Annotated in this window: 23 protein-coding genes; 14 read left to right on the forward strand and 9 right to left on the reverse strand. The window is 45.4% G+C overall.

The features are described from left to right. Positions 1–8 precede the first annotated feature (8 nt). From MJO46_RS11475 to MJO46_RS11505, 7 genes are all read left to right on the forward strand, one after another. Positions 9–596, forward strand: a complete 588-nt coding sequence (locus MJO46_RS11475) for a cytochrome b/b6 domain-containing protein (protein WP_253989427.1) — start codon at positions 9–11, stop codon at positions 594–596. A 53-nt stretch (positions 597–649) separates the two neighbouring features. Next, positions 650–1,087, forward strand: a complete 438-nt coding sequence (locus MJO46_RS11480; RefSeq protein ID WP_253989428.1) for a DUF1924 domain-containing protein — start codon at positions 650–652, stop codon at positions 1,085–1,087. A 68-nt stretch (positions 1,088–1,155) separates the two neighbouring features. Continuing rightward, on the forward strand, positions 1,156–1,719 hold the full coding sequence (locus MJO46_RS11485) for a diheme cytochrome c (protein ID WP_253989429.1): 564 nt from the start codon (positions 1,156–1,158) through the stop codon (positions 1,717–1,719). After that, the gene (locus tag MJO46_RS11490; RefSeq protein ID WP_220777685.1) at positions 1,712–1,978 is read left to right on the forward strand and encodes a PepSY domain-containing protein; all 267 of its coding nucleotides are present in this window, start codon (positions 1,712–1,714) and stop codon (positions 1,976–1,978) included. The genes MJO46_RS11485 and MJO46_RS11490 overlap by 8 nt, the downstream gene beginning before the upstream one ends. Then, positions 1,978–2,637, forward strand: a complete 660-nt coding sequence (locus tag MJO46_RS11495; protein ID WP_253989430.1) for a response regulator transcription factor — start codon at positions 1,978–1,980, stop codon at positions 2,635–2,637. The genes MJO46_RS11490 and MJO46_RS11495 overlap by 1 nt, the downstream gene beginning before the upstream one ends. Before the next feature lie 4 nt (positions 2,638–2,641). Continuing rightward, positions 2,642–3,958, forward strand: coding sequence for a sensor histidine kinase (locus tag MJO46_RS11500; protein ID WP_253989431.1), 1,317 nt, complete (start codon positions 2,642–2,644; stop codon positions 3,956–3,958). A gap of 99 nt (positions 3,959–4,057) precedes the next feature. Then, positions 4,058–4,534 (forward strand): GNAT family N-acetyltransferase, encoded by a 477-nt coding sequence (locus MJO46_RS11505; protein WP_253989432.1) that lies wholly within the window; start codon positions 4,058–4,060, stop codon positions 4,532–4,534. Between the two features lie 673 nt (positions 4,535–5,207). Here the strand turns inward: MJO46_RS11505 and MJO46_RS11510 are convergent. From MJO46_RS11510 to MJO46_RS11535, 6 genes are all read right to left on the reverse strand, one after another. Beyond that, positions 5,208–5,417, reverse strand: a complete 210-nt coding sequence (locus MJO46_RS11510; RefSeq protein ID WP_253989433.1) for a hypothetical protein — start codon at positions 5,415–5,417, stop codon at positions 5,208–5,210. 407 nt (positions 5,418–5,824) lie between these two features. Next, positions 5,825–6,337, reverse strand: coding sequence for a DUF1993 family protein (locus MJO46_RS11515; RefSeq protein ID WP_253989457.1), 513 nt, complete (start codon positions 6,335–6,337; stop codon positions 5,825–5,827). A 475-nt stretch (positions 6,338–6,812) separates the two neighbouring features. Further along, positions 6,813–7,397, reverse strand: a complete 585-nt coding sequence (locus MJO46_RS11520; RefSeq protein ID WP_253989434.1) for a TlpA disulfide reductase family protein — start codon at positions 7,395–7,397, stop codon at positions 6,813–6,815. Next, positions 7,394–7,873, reverse strand: coding sequence for a heme lyase NrfEFG subunit NrfF (nrfF, locus tag MJO46_RS11525; protein WP_253989435.1), 480 nt, complete (start codon positions 7,871–7,873; stop codon positions 7,394–7,396). Before nrfF ends, MJO46_RS11520 begins: the two co-directional genes overlap by 4 nt. After that, on the reverse strand, positions 7,870–8,424 hold the full coding sequence (locus MJO46_RS11530) for a DsbE family thiol:disulfide interchange protein (protein WP_198781935.1): 555 nt from the start codon (positions 8,422–8,424) through the stop codon (positions 7,870–7,872). Before MJO46_RS11530 ends, nrfF begins: the two co-directional genes overlap by 4 nt. An 11-nt stretch (positions 8,425–8,435) precedes the next feature. Continuing rightward, complete coding sequence (locus tag MJO46_RS11535; RefSeq protein WP_253989436.1) at positions 8,436–10,415, reverse strand: heme lyase CcmF/NrfE family subunit; 1,980 nt, start codon at positions 10,413–10,415, stop codon at positions 8,436–8,438. A gap of 400 nt (positions 10,416–10,815) precedes the next feature. On the opposite strand from MJO46_RS11535, the gene ccmI reads away from it, so the two are divergent. Further along, positions 10,816–12,063, forward strand: coding sequence for a c-type cytochrome biogenesis protein CcmI (ccmI, locus tag MJO46_RS11540; RefSeq protein WP_253989458.1), 1,248 nt, complete (start codon positions 10,816–10,818; stop codon positions 12,061–12,063). Positions 12,064–12,145: 82 nt separating this feature from the next. Here ccmI and MJO46_RS11545 read toward each other — a convergent pair whose 3' ends face one another. After that, a complete protein-coding gene (locus MJO46_RS11545; protein WP_253989459.1) occupies positions 12,146–12,445 on the reverse strand; it encodes a cytochrome c5 family protein in 300 nt (99 codons plus the stop codon). A gap of 317 nt (positions 12,446–12,762) precedes the next feature. Here MJO46_RS11545 and ccmA point away from each other — a divergent pair, with 317 nt between their 5' ends. The 6 genes from ccmA to MJO46_RS11575 all read left to right on the forward strand — a co-directional run bounded on the left by ccmA (position 12,763) and on the right by MJO46_RS11575 (position 16,654). Beyond that, positions 12,763–13,413 carry a cytochrome c biogenesis heme-transporting ATPase CcmA gene (gene ccmA / locus MJO46_RS11550; RefSeq protein WP_198781932.1) on the forward strand — a complete coding sequence of 217 codons (651 nt, stop codon included), beginning with the start codon at positions 12,763–12,765 and terminating at the stop codon, positions 13,411–13,413. An 11-nt stretch (positions 13,414–13,424) separates the two neighbouring features. Further along, positions 13,425–14,111, forward strand: coding sequence for a heme exporter protein CcmB (gene ccmB, locus MJO46_RS11555; protein WP_253989437.1), 687 nt, complete (start codon positions 13,425–13,427; stop codon positions 14,109–14,111). Position 14,112: 1 nt separating this feature from the next. Beyond that, positions 14,113–14,859, forward strand: a complete 747-nt coding sequence (locus tag MJO46_RS11560) for a heme ABC transporter permease (RefSeq protein ID WP_253989438.1) — start codon at positions 14,113–14,115, stop codon at positions 14,857–14,859. Next, positions 14,859–15,059 carry a heme exporter protein CcmD gene (ccmD, locus tag MJO46_RS11565; protein ID WP_198781930.1) on the forward strand — a complete coding sequence of 67 codons (201 nt, stop codon included), beginning with the start codon at positions 14,859–14,861 and terminating at the stop codon, positions 15,057–15,059. Before MJO46_RS11560 ends, ccmD begins: the two co-directional genes overlap by 1 nt. Continuing rightward, positions 15,056–15,544: a cytochrome c maturation protein CcmE gene (gene ccmE / locus MJO46_RS11570; protein ID WP_253989439.1), complete on the forward strand. Its 489-nt coding sequence runs from the start codon at positions 15,056–15,058 to the stop codon at positions 15,542–15,544. Before ccmD ends, ccmE begins: the two co-directional genes overlap by 4 nt. A 195-nt stretch (positions 15,545–15,739) precedes the next feature. Next, positions 15,740–16,654 carry an ABC transporter substrate binding protein gene (locus MJO46_RS11575; RefSeq protein WP_253989440.1) on the forward strand — a complete coding sequence of 305 codons (915 nt, stop codon included), beginning with the start codon at positions 15,740–15,742 and terminating at the stop codon, positions 16,652–16,654. Positions 16,655–16,716: 62 nt separating this feature from the next. On the opposite strand, the gene rplQ is transcribed toward MJO46_RS11575, so the two are convergent. Both rplQ and rpoA read right to left on the reverse strand, forming a co-directional pair. Then, positions 16,717–17,112 carry a 50S ribosomal protein L17 gene (gene rplQ / locus MJO46_RS11580; RefSeq protein ID WP_007644470.1) on the reverse strand — a complete coding sequence of 132 codons (396 nt, stop codon included), beginning with the start codon at positions 17,110–17,112 and terminating at the stop codon, positions 16,717–16,719. A gap of 40 nt (positions 17,113–17,152) precedes the next feature. Further along, positions 17,153–18,142 (reverse strand): DNA-directed RNA polymerase subunit alpha, encoded by a 990-nt coding sequence (rpoA, locus tag MJO46_RS11585; RefSeq protein WP_007644468.1) that lies wholly within the window; start codon positions 18,140–18,142, stop codon positions 17,153–17,155. Positions 18,143–18,144: the final 2 nt, after the last annotated feature.

Genomic DNA, 18,144 nt, shown 5'->3' on the forward strand with positions numbered 1-18,144 from the left:
GTCACACCATGTCATCAAACACACTGCAAACCATCAAAGTCTGGGACCTGTTGATCCGCATATTCCATTGGTCACTCGTCGGCTTTTTTACCTTAGCCTACCTCACTGAAGGCGAAGACGAGTGGATGACCATCCACAGTTACGCGGGTTATAGCATCTTAATTTTACTGGTGTTTCGTCTGATCTGGGGCGTGATGGGCACCCACAATGCGCGCTTTAGCAACTTTGTCACTCGCCCTAAAGAAGTGCTGGTGTACCTCAAAGGATTCACCACAGGCAAAGCCAAAGACTACATAGGCCATAACCCCGCCGGGGCAATGATGATTGTGGCCTTGATTGCCAGCATAGCCATCACGGGATTCTCAGGCATGGCACTGTACGCAACCGACGGACACGGCCCATTAGCCACGAGCTTTTTCGCCACTTGGCCAGAAGGCGCCATAAAAGAAGTCCATGAATTCTTTGCTAACTTCACTGTGTTCCTTGTGGTCATCCATGTTGGCGGCGTCATCGTCAGCAGCCTGTTACACAAAGAAAACTTAGTTAGAGCCATGGTCACGGGCAAGAAACAACGCCCAGTGGAACAAAAAGATTAATCCATTAGCCATTTTGTTTAGCAATAAGACATCCAGCCCAAAAGGAATGCCCTATGAACAGATTAACCAGACACACGAATAAGAAATGCCTTGTTGTCGCGATTTCAACCTTGCTGCTGACTAGCGTTAGTGCCGCTAACAATAAAGTGCAAAGCCTGCCACTGAGCGCCGAGCGTATTGGCACGCAACTGCAACGCTATCAAGCCCAAGGTGCTGGACCTTTTACCGCCGCCGCAGGACAAAAGCTTTGGCTACAGGACATGGACGGTCGCAGCTGCGCCAGTTGCCATACCGCCAAAGTCACCGACATGGGCATGCACCAAAATACCCGTAAACCCATTGACCCTATGGCGCCGTCGATTACCGCAGATCGGTTAACCGACTCAGCCAAAATCGAGAAATGGTTTAGCCGTAACTGTAACTGGACCTTTAAACGCGACTGCACACCGCAGGAAAAAGGCGATGCCTTACTCTGGTTAAGCCTGCAATAACTCATTTAATTAGAGCGATTAATTTCAATACCTTCCATAGAAGGTAACGATACAAAAAGGAAGATATTATGACTCAACAAGCACACCCTATTAGCTGGATCTTAGGTTCATCACTCACAGCCGCGGCATTAGCCATTGGCGTTATCGGCATCAGCCTAACCTTAACCGGTACAGGCTATGCGGACGATGGCCATGAACTCAACCGCGCCATTCCACAGAATGTGGAATATACGGCAGAATGTGGCAGTTGCCACATGGCTTACCCAGCGAACTTACTCCCCGCCGACAAGTGGCGTGCCATTACCGCAAATCTTGATAACCACTTTGGCGACAACGCCAGCCTAGATCCTCAAGTCACTGCCAGAATTGAGGAATATCTGGTTCAACATGCGGCACAAAATGGTAAGGTGATGAAAAATAGCACGCCGCTGCTCGCAAGCGCAGGGCCGCAGAAGATCACAGAACAGGCATTTTTTATCCACGAACACGATGAGATCCCAAGGCGTATGGTGCAAGATAACCCCAAAGTCGGCTCATTCAGTCAATGCAGCAATTGTCACAACCTCGCAGAGAAGGGCATATTCGATGAAGATACCGTTAATATTCCTGGCTTTGGCCGTTGGAATGATTAGCAGTGCAAGCACTGATGCCCACGACGATGATCTTTCAAACAAAGTAGTCGAGTGGGTTAAGGAGGGCAAGGTTTTGCCCTTCGACACCATAATGCAACGCTATGAATCACGCCTGCAGGGGCGACTGTTGGACTTAGAAGTCGAGCAAAAACATGGAAGGATCATCTACGAGCTCGAAATCCTCCGCGATGATGGCATAGTGTATGAAATCAAGATTGACGCCAAAACCGGCGAGTGGCTAAAGGAAAAGGTCGACTGATGCGTTTGCTATTGATTGAAGATGATACCGATCTGGTCGCGCGCCTCATTCCCGCACTCAACAAGGCGGGTTATACCGTCGAGCACGCCGATAACGGTATCGACGGCGCTTTTTTAGGCGAAGAAGAAAACTTCGAAGCCGTGATCCTCGATCTGGGTTTACCCGGCAAACCCGGTTTACAAGTCCTCAGCCAATGGCGACAAAAGGGCTTGGCTATGCCAGTGCTTATTCTCACCGCCCGCGATGCGTGGCACGAACGGGTCGACGGCCTCAAGGCGGGTGCCGATGATTACCTCGGCAAGCCTTTTCACATAGAAGAACTCCTCGCAAGGCTCGAAGTGTTGATCCGCCGCCACTTTGGCCGAGCCGACAATGTGCTACAACATGCCGGTGTCTCCCTCGATGTCGACAAACAAACCGTCACCAATGTCGATGGTGAAGTAATAGAACTGACTAAGATTGAATATCGGCTGCTACATTACTTAATGGTCAATCCCAGCAAGATCGTCTCTAAGTCAGAGCTCAGTGAACGTATTTACGAAGAAGATCAAATCAAAGACAGCAATGTCATCGAAGTGTATGTCAACCGCCTGCGCCAGCGCCTAGGCAAGGATTATATCGAAACCCGCCGCGGCCAAGGTTATCGACTCAAGGAGTAAAGGCGTGTATTCACTCAAGGGTTATCTGACGCGCAATCTGCTGATCACGCTCACCTTTGCCATGGTGCTATTACTGTATTTTCTGTACCAAGGTATCCAAGTATTAACCCAAGACTTTGTTGCCTCGCGATTGCAACACGATGCCGATAGCCTGATCTCCGCCCTGAATCATAATCCCGATGGCACCTGGGCGCTCACCTCCGACCGTTTACCCAATGTGTACCACAGGGTTAATTCTGGGCATTATTTTGCAATTCAAATCGGCGAGCAAACCCTGCGTTCACGATCCTTATTTGACCAAGACGTGAATATTCCTCAGCTAAACGCGGGCGAACAACATCAAGCCACTGAATTTGTCGGTAAAGAACATTGGCTGATGTTCAGTCAGGCCGTAATCAAAGAAGATCAGTTAGTTACCCTATGGGTAACGGAAGATATTAGCTCACTTGAACAAACCCAAATCCACTTTTTAGCCTTTGCCAGTGCGGCGGTATTACTCACGATTGTCATTCTATTACTAGCGCAGTATCAGCTACTGAAACGTGGCTTTAAACCCCTAGAGCAGATGCCAGAAGCTATCCGGCAAATGCGCACCCAAGGGCAAGAAATCAATCCAGACCAAATGCCGAGCGAAATCATTCCGCTGATTGAGGAGATAGATCGCTTAGTCAATCAATTGGGCCAGCGAGTGCAACGCTCCCGGAATGCCTTGGGTAACTTAGCCCACGAAATGAAGCGTCCGCTACAAGGGCTGCAGTCCTACCTAGAAAGCCTTCCGCCAGAACAGCGGAGTGAGGGCAGCAAGGTGCTCGCAAACCTGCACCACATCATTGAGAGAGAGCTTAAGCGAACTAAGATTGTCGGCCTATCCACTCCGGGGCGTTATACCGTGCTCGATGACGATCTCGCGCCGCTGATCCAAGTGATGCAGCGCATCTACCCAGACCGCATTATTCATAGCCATTACGCGAGTGGCTTAGTGATGCCGTTTGATCGGGATGACTTACTCGAACTCTTAGGCAATTTACTGGATAACGCCTGCAAACATAGCCGCAAGAACATTGAGATCCGTATCAGCCAGCAGAATGTACCAGCAACAGGCTATGGGATAGAAGTGAGTGATGATGGTGAAGGCGTCTCAGATGCCGCACTGTCCGTTATCATTGAGCGTGGCATTCGGCTAGATGAAAACATCCAAGGCCATGGCTTAGGATTATCAATCTGTAAAGATATCGTCGACAGTTATCAAGGCAAACTCAGCTTTAGCCACGCGCAACAAGGTGGACTTAACGCCAGCATATTTCTGCCGCTCCCAAGTTAAGCAGTATACTCACTCGGCCTGTGACCACTGAGTTCATGCAAGTAACAGAGGGGATAATTTGCTCATTTCCCCCTTTCCCCAATCAATCTAGAGATTTATATGAAAGTTATCGACCTAAAATCTGCCCCGCAGCACATTCCACAATTGGCGGAGTGGCATCATCAAGCATGGGCACATTTGAGTTCTGCGGATGCTTCAGTCACTACATTGATTGAGGAAATGAACGAGTATTTAACTGACACAGCTATGCCTACAATGTTTATCTGCGAACAGGCAAATCAAGTAATGGGATCATCGTCATTAATCGCCGCCGATATGGACAGCCGAACCGACTTAAGTCCTTGGCTCGCCAATGTGTATGTGAATGCAGCCCATCGAAATAAAGGATTAGGTAAATTGCTCGTCAATGCCGTCATTGAGCATGCTAGAGCGATTGGTTTACAGAAAATCTATTTGTTTACTGCAGATAAAGCCGATTTTTATCGAGCACTGGGTTGGTCAAGGATTTCACAGGAAGATTATAAGGGCGAGATGGTCACGATAATGGAGTATGAATTAACTCACTCAAATAGATAAAAATATTAACCAAACGATCTACTATAAGTTTTACTAAATCCTCTAAGCCCTCGATTCAAAATCTAACGCACTGGTAACCGCTAGAAAATAAGTTAATTTTTTGCCATTTTTCAACTGAAGTGACCTTGGAAACAAGTAAAACATCAGTTAGCATGCTGGCAATTTGCTCGATCAACTTCGATAGCACCGTTACCCAATAAAAATTCAATTATTGAATAAACTTAACTTATAAAAGTAGTAGATAATGGCTTGGTTTCTCACAAAAATTAACGCTTACATAACAGCCAACATGCGAACCCTAGAAATGGTTGGCGTATTAATGAGGATTTTTAGTTTCTCGCTCGTTAGCTGGCTAGGACCAGAAAGTCCTTTTATGTTTGTCTGGATATTCAACACGATAGATGCAGTGCTACTTACATGGTGCGCCACATTACGCAAAGATAATGCCTACACCTTACTGAATGGATTTTGGATCCTGATTGGGATCATTGGTATTGCAAGAGCTGGCGGGGTTATTCATTGAGATACAAATAAAACACAATAATACAATTAACGAGTGTTCATTCCTTCACAGCACCATCAAGGTAACATCAATAGGTTTGCTAAAAATAAGCCCATACTCAATAAAAGTCTGGGCTCTCAGCATTACGCAAAAATAATCGCTATAACTAAATTAACCAATTTCAATATCTACGCCAAAACGATTGGATAGTTGGCGTTGCTCGTGCAAAATTTCAATTCGACGGCGAGTGTCGTGGGTCAACTTGTCTTTGAGGCGCAAACCAGTGGTAATGGCGGCTTTTTTGGCTTTCTTGCTCTTCATCGGCAAATCAGTTGCCGTTGCATCCGTGGGACTCTCGATGGCTTGAGATTCGATAGACATAGCTAACTCCTTTAATGAGAACCTTAAATAGGCTCTTCCAGTAAATCCCTGCTCAAAACGAACAAACAGGTCATCTTTAATGAGTTCATTCGCCATTCACTTTAAGTAACAGCGCATTTGGCGACTCATAAACTTACAATCCATATAACCGACCTAAGTCAACAAGATTAAATCACTGCTGATAGGGTGAAGATGATCGAGACGTAAGGTCGAAATGAAAAACTGAGTATTGATTAACTTCATCGACACAACAGAACCCTAACGAGTCCTAAATTTTCCGGCGATAAAGCGACATAACAAAGATAGAAAAACAACAGGTAATAATGCAGAAAGGTTGGTCAGCTCGAGCGGCAAAACGCTGTTGCGCAACAATTAGGCTGCGCAACAGTACTACATCTAGCCTAAATTTACGACTTATATGGCATAGCGCCGAGGTAATCTTTCTTGCCAATTTCAACACCGTTGTGGCGCAAAATTGCGTAGGCTGTTGTTATATGGAAGTATAAATTCGGAATCGCATGCTCAATCGCAAACTCATAACCTGTAAGATATTTTCCTTCCCAGCGTGGTTGCGAGACATGGATCGTGGCCGCATTAGCAAAATCATCCGCTTTGAACGTAGCTAAGTAGTCCAATACTGAGCTAATACGCGCTTGCAACTCAGCCAAAGTTGTTTCGTTGTCATCGTGCTTCGGCACTGTATCTAAGTTATCAGTCAAACGTGCCACGCCAATTTTGGCAGTATCGCAGGCAATTTGAACTTGGCGAATAAGGTTAAATTGATCCGGCGCTAAACGTGAGTTTAATAGCACCGCCATATCAACTTTTTTGAGGTTTGCGAAACACTCACCCTTTTCAAGAATAACGCTTAAATTTTTCAGCATCTTGCTAAATTGCACAACCGTTAAATCATAAAGCATGGCATAGACCTCATTGATGGACGCTACAAAACTGCAGCACTTAAGACTATCTTGGGGCAAATAACTCAATTTCAATCATTCTTAGAATTTAAGTATCTGCTTAACAATAAACACATCAAAATAAGCCCTAATAAGCAGCTAAAAATGATTAGAAACAGATGAATCTTTTAAGGAAGAGTATTTGTTAAGCGACAAGGGGTTAAGATTCAATCAGGACAAAAGTGATTAACGGTACAAAAGTTGGACAGTTGAACGAATAATAGCTTGAGACATCACCAATAATGTCAATTTCTCCACAACGAAAAAAGCCTCTGCATTACTGCAGAGGCTTTCGTCTTAATGCTGGCGGGTGAAATATCGCACCGCGATGAGCTCATGAACGAGAGGCATGGATGCCTAACTGGGCTATTAAATGAAAAAAGATCGCATGGCGATCTTTTAAACAATGGCGATTCTTTTCTATGCAAAGTGCCGATTAATTGGGCTTTTCACGGCCTTTATCAATAAAACCTTGGATTAATGAGACAGCTTTTGCGTCGTCCCAATCGACAAAAGATCGCACAAACGCAATGAGCTGACCGTCTTGATCTAGGATAAAGGTGGCAGGAATAGTATCAAGTGGAAATACTTGTCCTAGGTTTTGCTCAGGATCGTAATAAGAGTTAAACCCTGCCATCCCTAGTGTGTTCAAAAACGATTGTACTTGCTGTTTACCTTCAGCATCGATGGATATAGGTAACAGCGCAAAGTCTTCCGCTTTAAACTTAGTTGCCAATCTTTCAATCGCAGGTAGCTCTCTCACGCAGGGTGGACACCAAGTTGCCCACATGTTCACCATAATGACTTTACCTTTGTAGTGGCTGAAGTCGATGGCTTTGCCATCGACATCATTAAAGGCTACGGGTTTGATTGGGTATGTCTTCGGCAATATATTGATGAGATCGACCGTTGACTCTATCGGTTTAGTTGCCTGTTGCATGCCTGGGTAGGCATAAGCACTGCCACCAACCAATAAGGATAGGCAAGATAGAATCAATGTCGTCGCTAATGGATGCTTCATTTATTATCACGCTTGAGTAACGCATCCAACGCTTGTTGATCTTCGGCGCTGATTTCCTGTGGCGCATTGCCACTAATACGTTGCTTACGAATAAAGACAAAACCGATAAGTAACCCGAATAGCAATAGAGCTACGGGACCTAACCAGAGAATGTAGGTTTTAGTCTCCATTTTGGGCTTATAGAGTACAAACTCACCATAGCGGCTGGTCATAAACTCGATGATCTCCTCATCTCCTTTACCTTCATCAACCATCTTAAAGACTTCAAGACGCAAATCTCGGGCAACGGGTGAATTAGAATCGATCAAGTTTTGATTTTGACACTGTGGACAACGCAGTTCATGGGCCAAAGACAAACCACGCTTTTGATTTTCAGGTGTTTTGAATTCGTAAGTATCGACTGGTGTTGCCATGACGGCGGTCGTCATGCTGAACAACAGCACTAGACCACCGATGAGTTTTGTCAGCATTTTCATGATGCGCCATCCTTCACTGCTTCAGCTTGTAATTGTTGGATCATTGGGTAAAGGGTTTCACTCCATACACGCTGGTCAATTGGACCCGCGTAGCGATAGCGAATAATACCATTATGATCAACAACAAAACTTTCAGGTGCACCGTAAACGCCAAGATCTAATCCTAAACGACCATCTTTATCATAAATATTGACGTTATAGGGATCGCCCTGGCGACGTAACTCTTCTAATGCGGGACCACGTTCATCGCGATAGTTAATCCCATATATTGGCAGAAGATTTTTACGTTTTAACATCACTAAGAAAGGGTGCTCATATTTACAAGAGGGGCACCAAGTCGCCCACACATTGAGTAGTGACACTTTACCTTTCAATTGCTCGTTCGTAATCATCTCTGCAGGTGTTTCGAGACGTTCCAGTTGGAAAGCCGGAATAGGCTTTCCTTCTAGGGCGGAATCCAGTTGCTGTGGATTCAAGAATAATCCTTTATATAAAAACACCCCCATGGCGAGAAATATGACCAATGGGATAAACAGAACCAACTTCTTCATACATTCCCCAACTATTGAGCCGTTGCCAATTTCGCTTTGCCAGCTTCCGGCTTAACAACTTCAGCGACCTTTGAGCGATACCGTTTGTCTGATGCCGCAAAGAAACCGCCGACCATCATAAAAATTGACCCGAACCATAACCAGCGAACGAAGGGCTTATAGTTCAAACGTACTGCAAACTCGGTGCTGCTGATAGGATCGCCCATAGTCACATACAGATCGCGGAACAGACCCCAGTCGATACCGGCTTCAGTCATATCCATGGTACGCACATTGTACTGGCGACGATCAGGCTTGAGTAATGTCAGTAATTTATCACCCTTATAAACCTCGATCTGGCCTTGTTGCGCTGTGTAGTTAGGACCAACAACATTCTTAGTTTCAAGGTATTTAAAGGTATAACCCGCTAACTCTTGGCTGATACCAGGGCCCATACGAACACTTTTTTCAATCGAGTAGTTGGACACCATAGTGGCACCGATCACTGACACGGCAATACCTAAGTGAGCGATGATCATACCAAGTTGACTGCGTCCCATACGAGCTATGCTCACATCGCCATCTTTTGGCTTAACAATGTTATAAGCCGCTCTGATCGTCGCAAGAATAATCCATGTAGCGGCAGCGATACCACAGGCAACCCAAGCGTTAAAGACGCCATCAATAATGAATGGCATCACAGCACCAATCGCAATTGAAATAAGTGCTGGCAGTAATAACTGACGCTTTAACTCACCCGCTTTGGATTTTTTCCAACGAATGATTGGACCCACACCCATAAAGCCGAATAGGACTAAAACGATAGGCACGAATACCGCGTTAAAATATGGAGGTCCAACAGAGATTTTACCCATGCCTAACGCATCGATCAGCAGTGGATATAAAGTGCCTAACAGTACAGTACCCGCTGCAACCGTCAGTAACACGTTACAGACTAACAGCATGGTTTCTTTTGACTTCAGTTCGAAACGTGCTGGGCTACTCATTTCGCTGGCGCGGAAGGCGAACAAAGTCAGCGAACCGCCGATGGCTAAACCAAGCAGTAATAGAATAAACATACCGCGGCTTGGATCGGCTGCAAATGAATGCACTGAGGTCAACACCCCAGAACGCACGATAAAGGTGCCGAGTAAACTTAAAGAGAAGGCAAAAATTGACAGCAATACCGTCCAGTTACGGAAGGCTCCGCGTTTCTCGGTCACAATCAAGGAATGAACCAGCGCAGTACCGACTAACCAAGGCATAAAGGAAGCATTTTCCACTGGATCCCAGAACCACCAGCCGCCCCAGCCTAATTCGTAATATGCCCACCAAGAACCTAACGCGATACCGCCAGTTAGGAAGATCCAAGCGGCTAATGTCCAAGGACGTGACCAACGCGCCCAAGCAGAATCTAAACGTCCACTCATTAAGGCTGCAATGGCAAAGGCAAAACTTACCGAGAAACCCACATAACCTAAGTACAACATAGGTGGATGGAAGATTAATCCCACATCCTGCAGCATAGGATTTAAGTCACGGCCTTCTGCTGGCATAGGGAATAAACGCTCAAATGGGCTCGAGGTGAGCAACATAAATAAGCTAAAGCCAATGACAATCAGTGCTAATACCGCCAACACACGGGCAGTAAACACTTCTTCTAAGCCTTTACTAAATAAGGCAACCGATGCAGCCCAAGTCGACAGGGCGAATACCCAAAATAGTAGTGACCCTTCGTGACCGCCCCATACGGCCGCAATCTTAAAGAAGATAGGTAACTGAGAATTTGAGTGATGCGCGACATAGGCGACAGAAAAATCATCGACGGCAAAACTATAACCAAGTGATATCACAGATAAAGTGATAAAGAAGAACATTCCATACGCTAACGGCCAAGCATATCTCACTAAATATTGATCTTTACGGGCAACACCTATAAGGGGAACGCTGATTAATAAGAAGGCAAATGCCACCCCTATTATCAACGAAAAGTGTCCAAGTTCTGGGATCATGGGTTTTCCTCAGTCTCTAATAATATGTTGATTTAGAAAGATTCTAGACCAACGCACAACATGCTGTTCACACAAACGCACGAAATTTTGCTCATTTTAGTATTTGCTATTGTTCCTGTCTGCCTCTTTCGTACAAAACTGGGTGACTTGTCTCATTCTCAATTTTTGAGGTAAATAAAAGTCATATAAGGCCTACAGTTCTGGGTGTGACAGATAAATGAGCCTTAAGTTTCATACCAATTTGACAAGATGGATCAATTTGTGAACCAGTGCCCAACTATAAGCTTTCAGCGTCATGAATGCCTTATATTACTGTTCAATGAATAATCTTTACGTATAATCTTGCTTCCAAGCCGGCGGTAACACCGCTTTTATGCAAACTAAAGTGAATATAGAAACAATGACGACATTTTGGATTTTTATTGCGCTTGTTGTGTTAGTCAGCCTAACGTTGATTTGGATCCCGCATTTCAGACAACAAAAACTGTTACGCACAGAAGAGGCCGGCGTGCGTAAACAAACCAACCTCGAACTGTTTAATGAACGTCTGGCGACGCTTGAAAAAGAGCTTAGCGAAGAATTACTCGATCAAGCCGAGTTCGATGCCCTAAAGAAAGAGCTAGAAATCAGCTTGCTACAAGATATCAAACAAGCGGGTGATGATTCGTTAGTAAATCAAATCAAACCCAAAACCATCCTCTGGCCATCGATCATGTCGGTATGCTTGATTGCCATCTCAGGTTACCTCTATCAACACTTAGGTGCCTTCCAAAACATCGATAATGTCCAACCTGCTAATCCCCATGCAGGCATGGATACGGCGCAGATCATGGCGCAACGTGTGCAAATGATGGAAGCTCAGATTCAAGCCGAGCCAGAGAACAGCCAAGCATGGTTTAGCCTAGGCCATGCCTATGTCTCTGCAAACCAATTCGACAAAGCCATTGCCGCATTTGATAAAGTCATAGCGTTAGTGGGTAAGCACGCTGAATTGTTAGGTCCAAAAGCCACGGCTATGTACTACAAGGCTGGCCAGCAAATGACGCCGCCCATTCAGGCATTGATCGATGAATCCTTAGCAATGGATCCACAGGATCCGTCAACCCTGCTTCTCGTGGGTATGGATGCATTCTTCACGGCAAATTACCAAAAAGCGATCACCTCTTGGCAAACCATTCTCGACAGTAACCGCACCGATGTTGATCGCGCCGCTTTGATGGAAGCCATCGAAACCGCTAATTTGCGGATGAAAGCTGAAACTACGGGTATGCCAAACGATGACACGCACAAACAAGCTAAGGTTGCGAACAAATCGGTGAGTATCGCTATCTCTATCTCTCCCGAACTTGCAGCTAAGGCTAGCCCAGAAGACACTATCTTTGTATTCGCCCGTGCAACTGAAGGCCCTAAAGTACCGTTAGCAGCGACTAAGGTCAGTGCAAAATCCTTACCTGTTACAGTGACATTGGATGACAGCACTGGCATGGGTGGCGATGTAAAATTAAGCCAAACCGCGAGTGTTGAAGTCATTGCCGTCTTATCTAAGCATGGCAATATCAAACCACAGGCTGGCGATATCCAAGGCAAGATCAGCAAAGTGAATGTGGGTGAAACCGCAAATTTAGTACTGGATACCCAAGTACAATAAATCTTCTCCCATAGCGCTAAGTCTTGGCTTAGCGCAGACATAAAAAAACCGGCTTGCGCCGGTTTTTTTAACACTGAAAAAATTACTGAGCTTTAGACATAAATTCAATAGCTGCTTTGTAATCTTCATCAGTACAATCAGTACACATACCACCTGGTGGCATAGCGTTTAGACCAGTTTTCACACTTTTCAATAAAGTATCAATACCTTTAGCTAAGCGTGGTTCCCATTCTGCAGCGTTATGCGCTTTTGGAGCACCAGCAACACCCATGCTGTGGCATACGGTACATGCCTTATTATAAATAGCTTCAGCTTCTTGAGCTGATACGTTGACCGACATAGTCAAAGCAGCGACTGCAGTCATTGCTAACAGTTTTTTCATGTTCAATGTTCCTAATGCAAATACGTACAAAGCTCGACGCTGCCCTTCTAAGGCAGACTCATAATAGCGCACTAAGATTACTACAAACTTCAATAAATCTCACCTTTTTGTGATTAGAATCTCAGCGTAAATCTTATCAGGCGACAAGCATGGCAAATTCGTTAATATATTAGCAAGTCGTAAAAAAGTTCGATAAATATTGCGGTTATTGGAACCACATCAAATTGCTGACATCTAGTACAAAGCAAGTGTAAACCCCCAATAACGTTTGTGTTAGAATCACTTGTGTTTCCTTCCGGCTTGAGATAGAGGGTTCAGTGACAAATATAACTTCAGTAAACACACTGGTATCAGCGAGCAAGCTGACATGTATCCGCGAAGAACGTATCCTGTTTGATGAATTAAGTTTTGAAATTAATGCTGGTGATATAGTCCAAATTGAAGGACCTAATGGCGCGGGTAAAACGAGCTTACTACGTATTTTGGCTGGCCTTTCGCGCCCCTATGCGGGACAAACCTATTATCTCAATGAAGATATCAACAGCTGCCGCGATGAATACAATGAAGACTTGTTGTATTTAGGCCACCTTGCCGGAGTAAAGTGCGAATTAACCGCCGAAGAAAACCTTAATTTCAATTTAAGAATCAGTGGTTATGATGATTTTGATACAGCGTCAATTTTAGCCAAAGTTAATTTAACTGGCTTTGAAGAAGCACTAGCAGGACATTTATCCGCTGGCCAGCACCGCAGAACCGCATTAGCGCGACTCTGGCACAATAACAGTAGAATTTGGATCCTCGATGAACCTTTTACTGCTATCGATAAAAAAGGGGTTGAAGAACTGGAGCAATTATTTATCCAACATGCGGATAATGGAGGTTGCGTGATCCTCACAACTCACCAAGATATGGGCATTATCAAAGATGATAGGCTTCGTAAAATTCGTCTAGATTATCGCTTCGTATAAGGTTAAGCACAATGAAAAGAGGCATCAGCTTTACCCAGGCGTTTGTTACCTTGCTCCAGCGAGATCTCAAAATTGCCATCCGTCACCGTGGTGATATTTTTAACCCGTTATTATTCTTCGTGATGGTCGTGACCTTATTCCCTTTAGGCATTGGGCCAGAGCCACAGATGTTAGCCCGCGTTGCACCAGGGATCATTTGGGTTGCGGCGTTGCTCGCGTCTATGCTCTCGCTTGAACGTTTATTCAAAGCCGACTTTAGTGATGGCAGCTTAGAACAAATGCTACTGAGCCCACAACCATTAGCCATTCTGGTATTAGCGAAAGTGTTAGCCCACTGGATTTTAACCGGTGTGCCACTGATCATTATCGCGCCACTGCTTGCGGTGTTGCTCAATCTCGATAGCAATAGTTACGGCGCGCTCATTGCGACACTCGCCCTCGGGACACCAGTTCTTTCGCTACTTGGCGCTATTGGTGTAGCGTTAACGGTTGGCCTACGCAAAGGTGGTGTGCTCCTCAGCTTGCTAATTTTACCCCTATATATTCCCGTGCTCATTTTCGCAACTAGCGCTATAGATGCGGCAGGAATGAATTTACCCTATGATGGTCAGCTCGCTATAATTGGCGCCATGCTGGTCGGTTCGTTAACCTTAGCACCCTTTGCTATCGGTGCATCTCTGCGAGTGAGTACTAACTAAAATGTGGAAATGGTTACACCCTTACGCGGATCCTGAACGCGCATATAAATTATCAGGAACCTTATTTCCTTGGTTTGCTACCTTAGCCTGTCTTTGCATCACAGTAGGCACAGTCTGGGGATTGCTATTTGCCCCCACAGACTACCAACAGGGTGATAGCTACCGCATTATCTTTATCCATGTTCCGGCCGCCTCTATGTCGATGGCCGCCTATATGGGTATGGCGACGGCCGCCTTTATTGGCTTAGTCTGGCAGGTCAAACTGGCGGATTGGGCTGCAGCGTCCATCGCACCTATTGGTGCTGTCATCACCTTTATTGCGCTCTTCACCGGGGCTGCATGGGGTAAACCTATGTGGGGCACTTGGTGGGTATGGGATGCACGCCTGACATCGGAACTAGTGCTACTTTTCCTATACCTAGGCGTAATATCACTTTATGCATCATTTGAAGATAAAGTGCTTGCGGCTCGTGCTGCAGGGATCTTGGCGATCGTGGGTGTCATTAATATCCCTATTATCAAATACTCAGTTGAATGGTGGAGTTCATTACATCAGCCATCAACTATCCGTATTACCGAGAAATCGACCATGTCGACTGAAATGTTGTACCCACTTTTAATCAATATTTTAGGTTTCGGCCTTATGATAGGCGCCATCACTATTGTGAGATTTAAAGCAGAGATTTTAGCAAGAAATGGCATGCGCCCTTGGGTGCGTGAACTTGCAAAGGCTGAGGAGGTCAAATAATGCAATTCGATTCAATCAGTGATTTTTTCAATATGGGCGGCTATGCATTCTATGTCTGGCTATCCTACGGTGTAACCTTCTTCTGCTTGTCTACACTCATCATTACCAGTGCGCGCCAAAAACGCAAAGTACTGATCGAGATTGCGAAAAAAATGAACCGCGAAGAACGCCTTAAAGAAACTAGGAGTACCAAATCGTGAACCCAAGACGCAAAAAGAGACTGACGCTAGCTGTAGCATTAATCGGTGGTGTTGCCGCGATTGCTTCGCTTTTACTGTATGCGCTGAACTCCAACCTTAACCTGTTCTATACGCCCTCTGAGATTGTTCACGGTAAAACTGATACAGGAGTGAAACCGGAAGTAGGACAACGTATTCGTGTGGGTGGTATGGTGACTGTCGGCTCAATGGTACGTGATCCAAACAGCCTGCATGTACAATTCGCAGTACATGATTCATTGGGTGGTGAAATCCTAGTAACCTATGATGACCTATTACCCGATCTATTCCGTGAAGGGCAAGGCATTGTCGCCCAAGGCGTGTTAGGTGAAGATGGCAAACTCGCAGCAACTGAAGTTTTAGCTAAGCATGATGAGAACTATATGCCACCAGAAGTTGCCGAGGCCATGGGCCAAAAACACGAAAAACTCGATTACAGCCAACAGAAAACGGCGGCGCCTAAGTAATCAATCTCCATTGTAAAAGCCTCTTCGTGAGGCTTTTTTTATCCCTAAATTTCAGCGATAAAAGCTGAACTATACTGAAAGCAGTTTCCCTAAAACAAACTGCACATGACCTCTACAACATCCATAGTCAACCGATGTCTGTTAATACTTCTGCTCGCATTTTGCAGCAACTTTCCCAACGTCTATGCAGCGAAAGTGGTTGTTATTGAAAGTTATCATCAAGGTTATCTGTGGGACAAACAATACTATCGAGCCATTCTTGATAATCTCACTCCGCAACACGAAGTGAGTTATTTTGAAATGGATACGAAACGTATACCTAAAAGCCAATATTCCGCACAGGCCGATCGGGCCTGGCAGTTTATCGAGCAACAGAAGCCACAGCTTGTGATCCTAGCTGACGATAATGCCGTTAACTTCCTGCATCAACGATTAGATATCAGTCAAATACCCGTGGTCTATCTCGGGGTTAATATGAATCCAAGAGAGTACCAACTCAATGAACATAAACTGTTCACCGGTGTACTTGAAAGACCATTGCTTCGGCGCTCGTTAATTCTTATCCATCGGCTGTTACCAAAATCAGAACATAGAAAAATCTTGGTGATGTTCGATCAAAGCAATACATCCAAACTTGCGGCCGATTACATTAGCAAACAGCAATCAAGCATGTTGAGTAATATTGAGGTCAACATAGTACAACTGAATCGCCTAGAGGAATGGCAGCAACAAGTACTAACAGCCAAGGAACAAGGTTATAGCGCTATTGTTATAGCACTCTATCAGACGGTAAGAGATGCAGGTAATCGCTCTGTCGACGCCGAACAACTGCTTAAATGGATTGCGGAGAATACCCCTGTGCCTAATTTTGGGTTTTGGGGATTCAGTGTCTCCGCCGATGGCAACATAGGTGGCTATGTGTTAGATGGCTACCATCACGGAACCATAGCGGCGAAAATGGCAGCAAAGATCCTTGCGGGTGAAAAACCAGAGGATATTTTCCCGGTAACAGATGACCTTGGAACCTATATGTTCAGCCGGCATGGAGTCGAGAAATGGCAGCTAAATCTACCTAAAGAGGTAGAAAAACAAACGCTATGGGTAGATTAAAGACGAATGAAAGGCATAAAAAAACCGGGCTATTGCCCGGTTTTTTAAATGTGTAACCTTAATTATTCAGCAGCTTCAACATCAACAGCTTGAGCAGCTTCTGGGCGACCAACTAGCTCGATGTAAGCCATTGGGGCTTTATCACCAGCACGTAAACCGCACTTAAGGATACGGGTATAGCCACCAGGACGTTCCTGGTAACGTGGACCCAACTCAGTAAATAACTTACCTACGACTTCAGCGTCGCGAGTACGTGCAAACGCTAAACGACGGTTTGCAACGCTGTCACTCTTAGCAAGTGTTATCAGAGGCTCAACTACGCGACGCAGTTCTTTCGCTTTAGCTACGGTTGTCTTGATGATCTCATGACGAACCAGTGAGCTTGCCATGTTACGGAACATAGCTTGGCGGTGGCTGCTGTTGCGGTTAAGTTGACGACCACTCTTACGATGGCGCATGACCTAATCCTTATAACCTAAATCTGTACAAACCTGAGACTTATAGGTCGTCTGCTAAACTAGCTGGAGGCCAGTTTTCCAAACGCATACCTAACGACAGTCCGCGAGAAGCCAAAACGTCCTTAATTTCAGTAAGAGATTTCTTACCTAGGTTAGGGGTTTTCAGCAACTCAACTTCAGTACGCTGTACCAGATCTCCGATGTAATGAATCGCTTCGGCTTTCAAGCAGTTAGCCGAACGTACAGTTAGCTCTAAATCGTCGACAGGACGCAACAGAATCGGATCGAACTCCGGCTTCTCTTCTTTCAATTCTGGCTCAGTCACGTCACGCAGCTCAACAAACGCATCCAGCTGTTCGGCTAAGATGGTTGCAGAACGACGGATAGCTTCCTCAGGATCAATAGTACCGTTAGTGGTCATATCGATAACGAGTTTATCCAAGTCAGTACGCTGTTCAACACGAGCTGCTTCTACATTGTAGGCAATACGTGCGACTGGCGAGAAAGAAGCATCAACCAGCAAACGGCCGATTGGGCGATCATCGTCTTCGGTCTGTGCACGAGCAGATGCTGGCACATAACCACGACCACGCTCAACGCGAATACGCATGCTGATATCATTGTTACCCGTCAAATGACAGATAACATGATCAGGATTCACGATAGTGACATCACCATCATGCGTGATATCTGCTGCGATGACAGGGCCTGCGCCGGACTTGCTCAACGTAAGCATAGCCTCGTCTTTACCCTCGATAGTCACTGCTAACCCTTTCAGGTTTAACAAGATCTCAAGGATATCTTCTTGTACGCCTTCCTTACTGCTGTATTCGTGCAGTACACCGTCAATCTCGACTTCGGTAACCGCGCAGCCGGGCATAGACGACAATAGGATGCGACGCAACGCGTTACCTAAAGTGTGGCCGAAACCACGCTCAAGCGGTTCCAGTGTAACCTTGGCACGTGTTGAGTTAACCTGCTCGATATCAACGAGACGCGGTTTAAGAAATTCTGTAACAGAACCCTGCATTG

This window comes from Shewanella sp. KJ2020 (assembly GCF_024197625.1).
Classification (GTDB): domain Bacteria; phylum Pseudomonadota; class Gammaproteobacteria; order Enterobacterales; family Shewanellaceae; genus Shewanella.

Excerpts from the sequence above, each read along its gene's own strand:
- MJO46_RS11475 (WP_253989427.1), top strand. The coding sequence starts at position 9 with ATGTCATCAAACACACTGCAAACCATCAAAGTCTGGGACCTGTTGATC.
- MJO46_RS11480 (WP_253989428.1), top strand. The coding sequence starts at position 650 with ATGAACAGATTAACCAGACACACGAATAAGAAATGCCTTGTTGTCGCG.
- MJO46_RS11485 (WP_253989429.1), top strand. The coding sequence starts at position 1,156 with ATGACTCAACAAGCACACCCTATTAGCTGGATCTTAGGTTCATCACTC.
- MJO46_RS11490 (WP_220777685.1), top strand. The coding sequence starts at position 1,712 with ATGATTAGCAGTGCAAGCACTGATGCCCACGACGATGATCTTTCAAAC.
- MJO46_RS11495 (WP_253989430.1), top strand. The coding sequence starts at position 1,978 with ATGCGTTTGCTATTGATTGAAGATGATACCGATCTGGTCGCGCGCCTC.
- MJO46_RS11505 (WP_253989432.1), top strand. The coding sequence starts at position 4,058 with ATGAAAGTTATCGACCTAAAATCTGCCCCGCAGCACATTCCACAATTG.
- MJO46_RS11510 (WP_253989433.1), bottom strand. The coding sequence starts at position 5,417 with ATGTCTATCGAATCTCAAGCCATCGAGAGTCCCACGGATGCAACGGCA.
- MJO46_RS11515 (WP_253989457.1), bottom strand. The coding sequence starts at position 6,337 with ATGCTTTATGATTTAACGGTTGTGCAATTTAGCAAGATGCTGAAAAAT.
- MJO46_RS11520 (WP_253989434.1), bottom strand. The coding sequence starts at position 7,397 with ATGAAGCATCCATTAGCGACGACATTGATTCTATCTTGCCTATCCTTA.
- nrfF (WP_253989435.1), bottom strand. The coding sequence starts at position 7,873 with ATGAAAATGCTGACAAAACTCATCGGTGGTCTAGTGCTGTTGTTCAGC.
- MJO46_RS11530 (WP_198781935.1), bottom strand. The coding sequence starts at position 8,424 with ATGAAGAAGTTGGTTCTGTTTATCCCATTGGTCATATTTCTCGCCATG.
- MJO46_RS11535 (WP_253989436.1), bottom strand. The coding sequence starts at position 10,415 with ATGATCCCAGAACTTGGACACTTTTCGTTGATAATAGGGGTGGCATTT.
- ccmI (WP_253989458.1), top strand. The coding sequence starts at position 10,816 with ATGACGACATTTTGGATTTTTATTGCGCTTGTTGTGTTAGTCAGCCTA.
- MJO46_RS11545 (WP_253989459.1), bottom strand. The coding sequence starts at position 12,445 with ATGAAAAAACTGTTAGCAATGACTGCAGTCGCTGCTTTGACTATGTCG.
- ccmB (WP_253989437.1), top strand. The coding sequence starts at position 13,425 with ATGAAAAGAGGCATCAGCTTTACCCAGGCGTTTGTTACCTTGCTCCAG.
- MJO46_RS11560 (WP_253989438.1), top strand. The coding sequence starts at position 14,113 with ATGTGGAAATGGTTACACCCTTACGCGGATCCTGAACGCGCATATAAA.
- ccmD (WP_198781930.1), top strand. The coding sequence starts at position 14,859 with ATGCAATTCGATTCAATCAGTGATTTTTTCAATATGGGCGGCTATGCA.
- rplQ (WP_007644470.1), bottom strand. The coding sequence starts at position 17,112 with ATGCGCCATCGTAAGAGTGGTCGTCAACTTAACCGCAACAGCAGCCAC.
- rpoA (WP_007644468.1), bottom strand. The coding sequence starts at position 18,142 with ATGCAGGGTTCTGTTACAGAATTTCTTAAACCGCGTCTCGTTGATATC.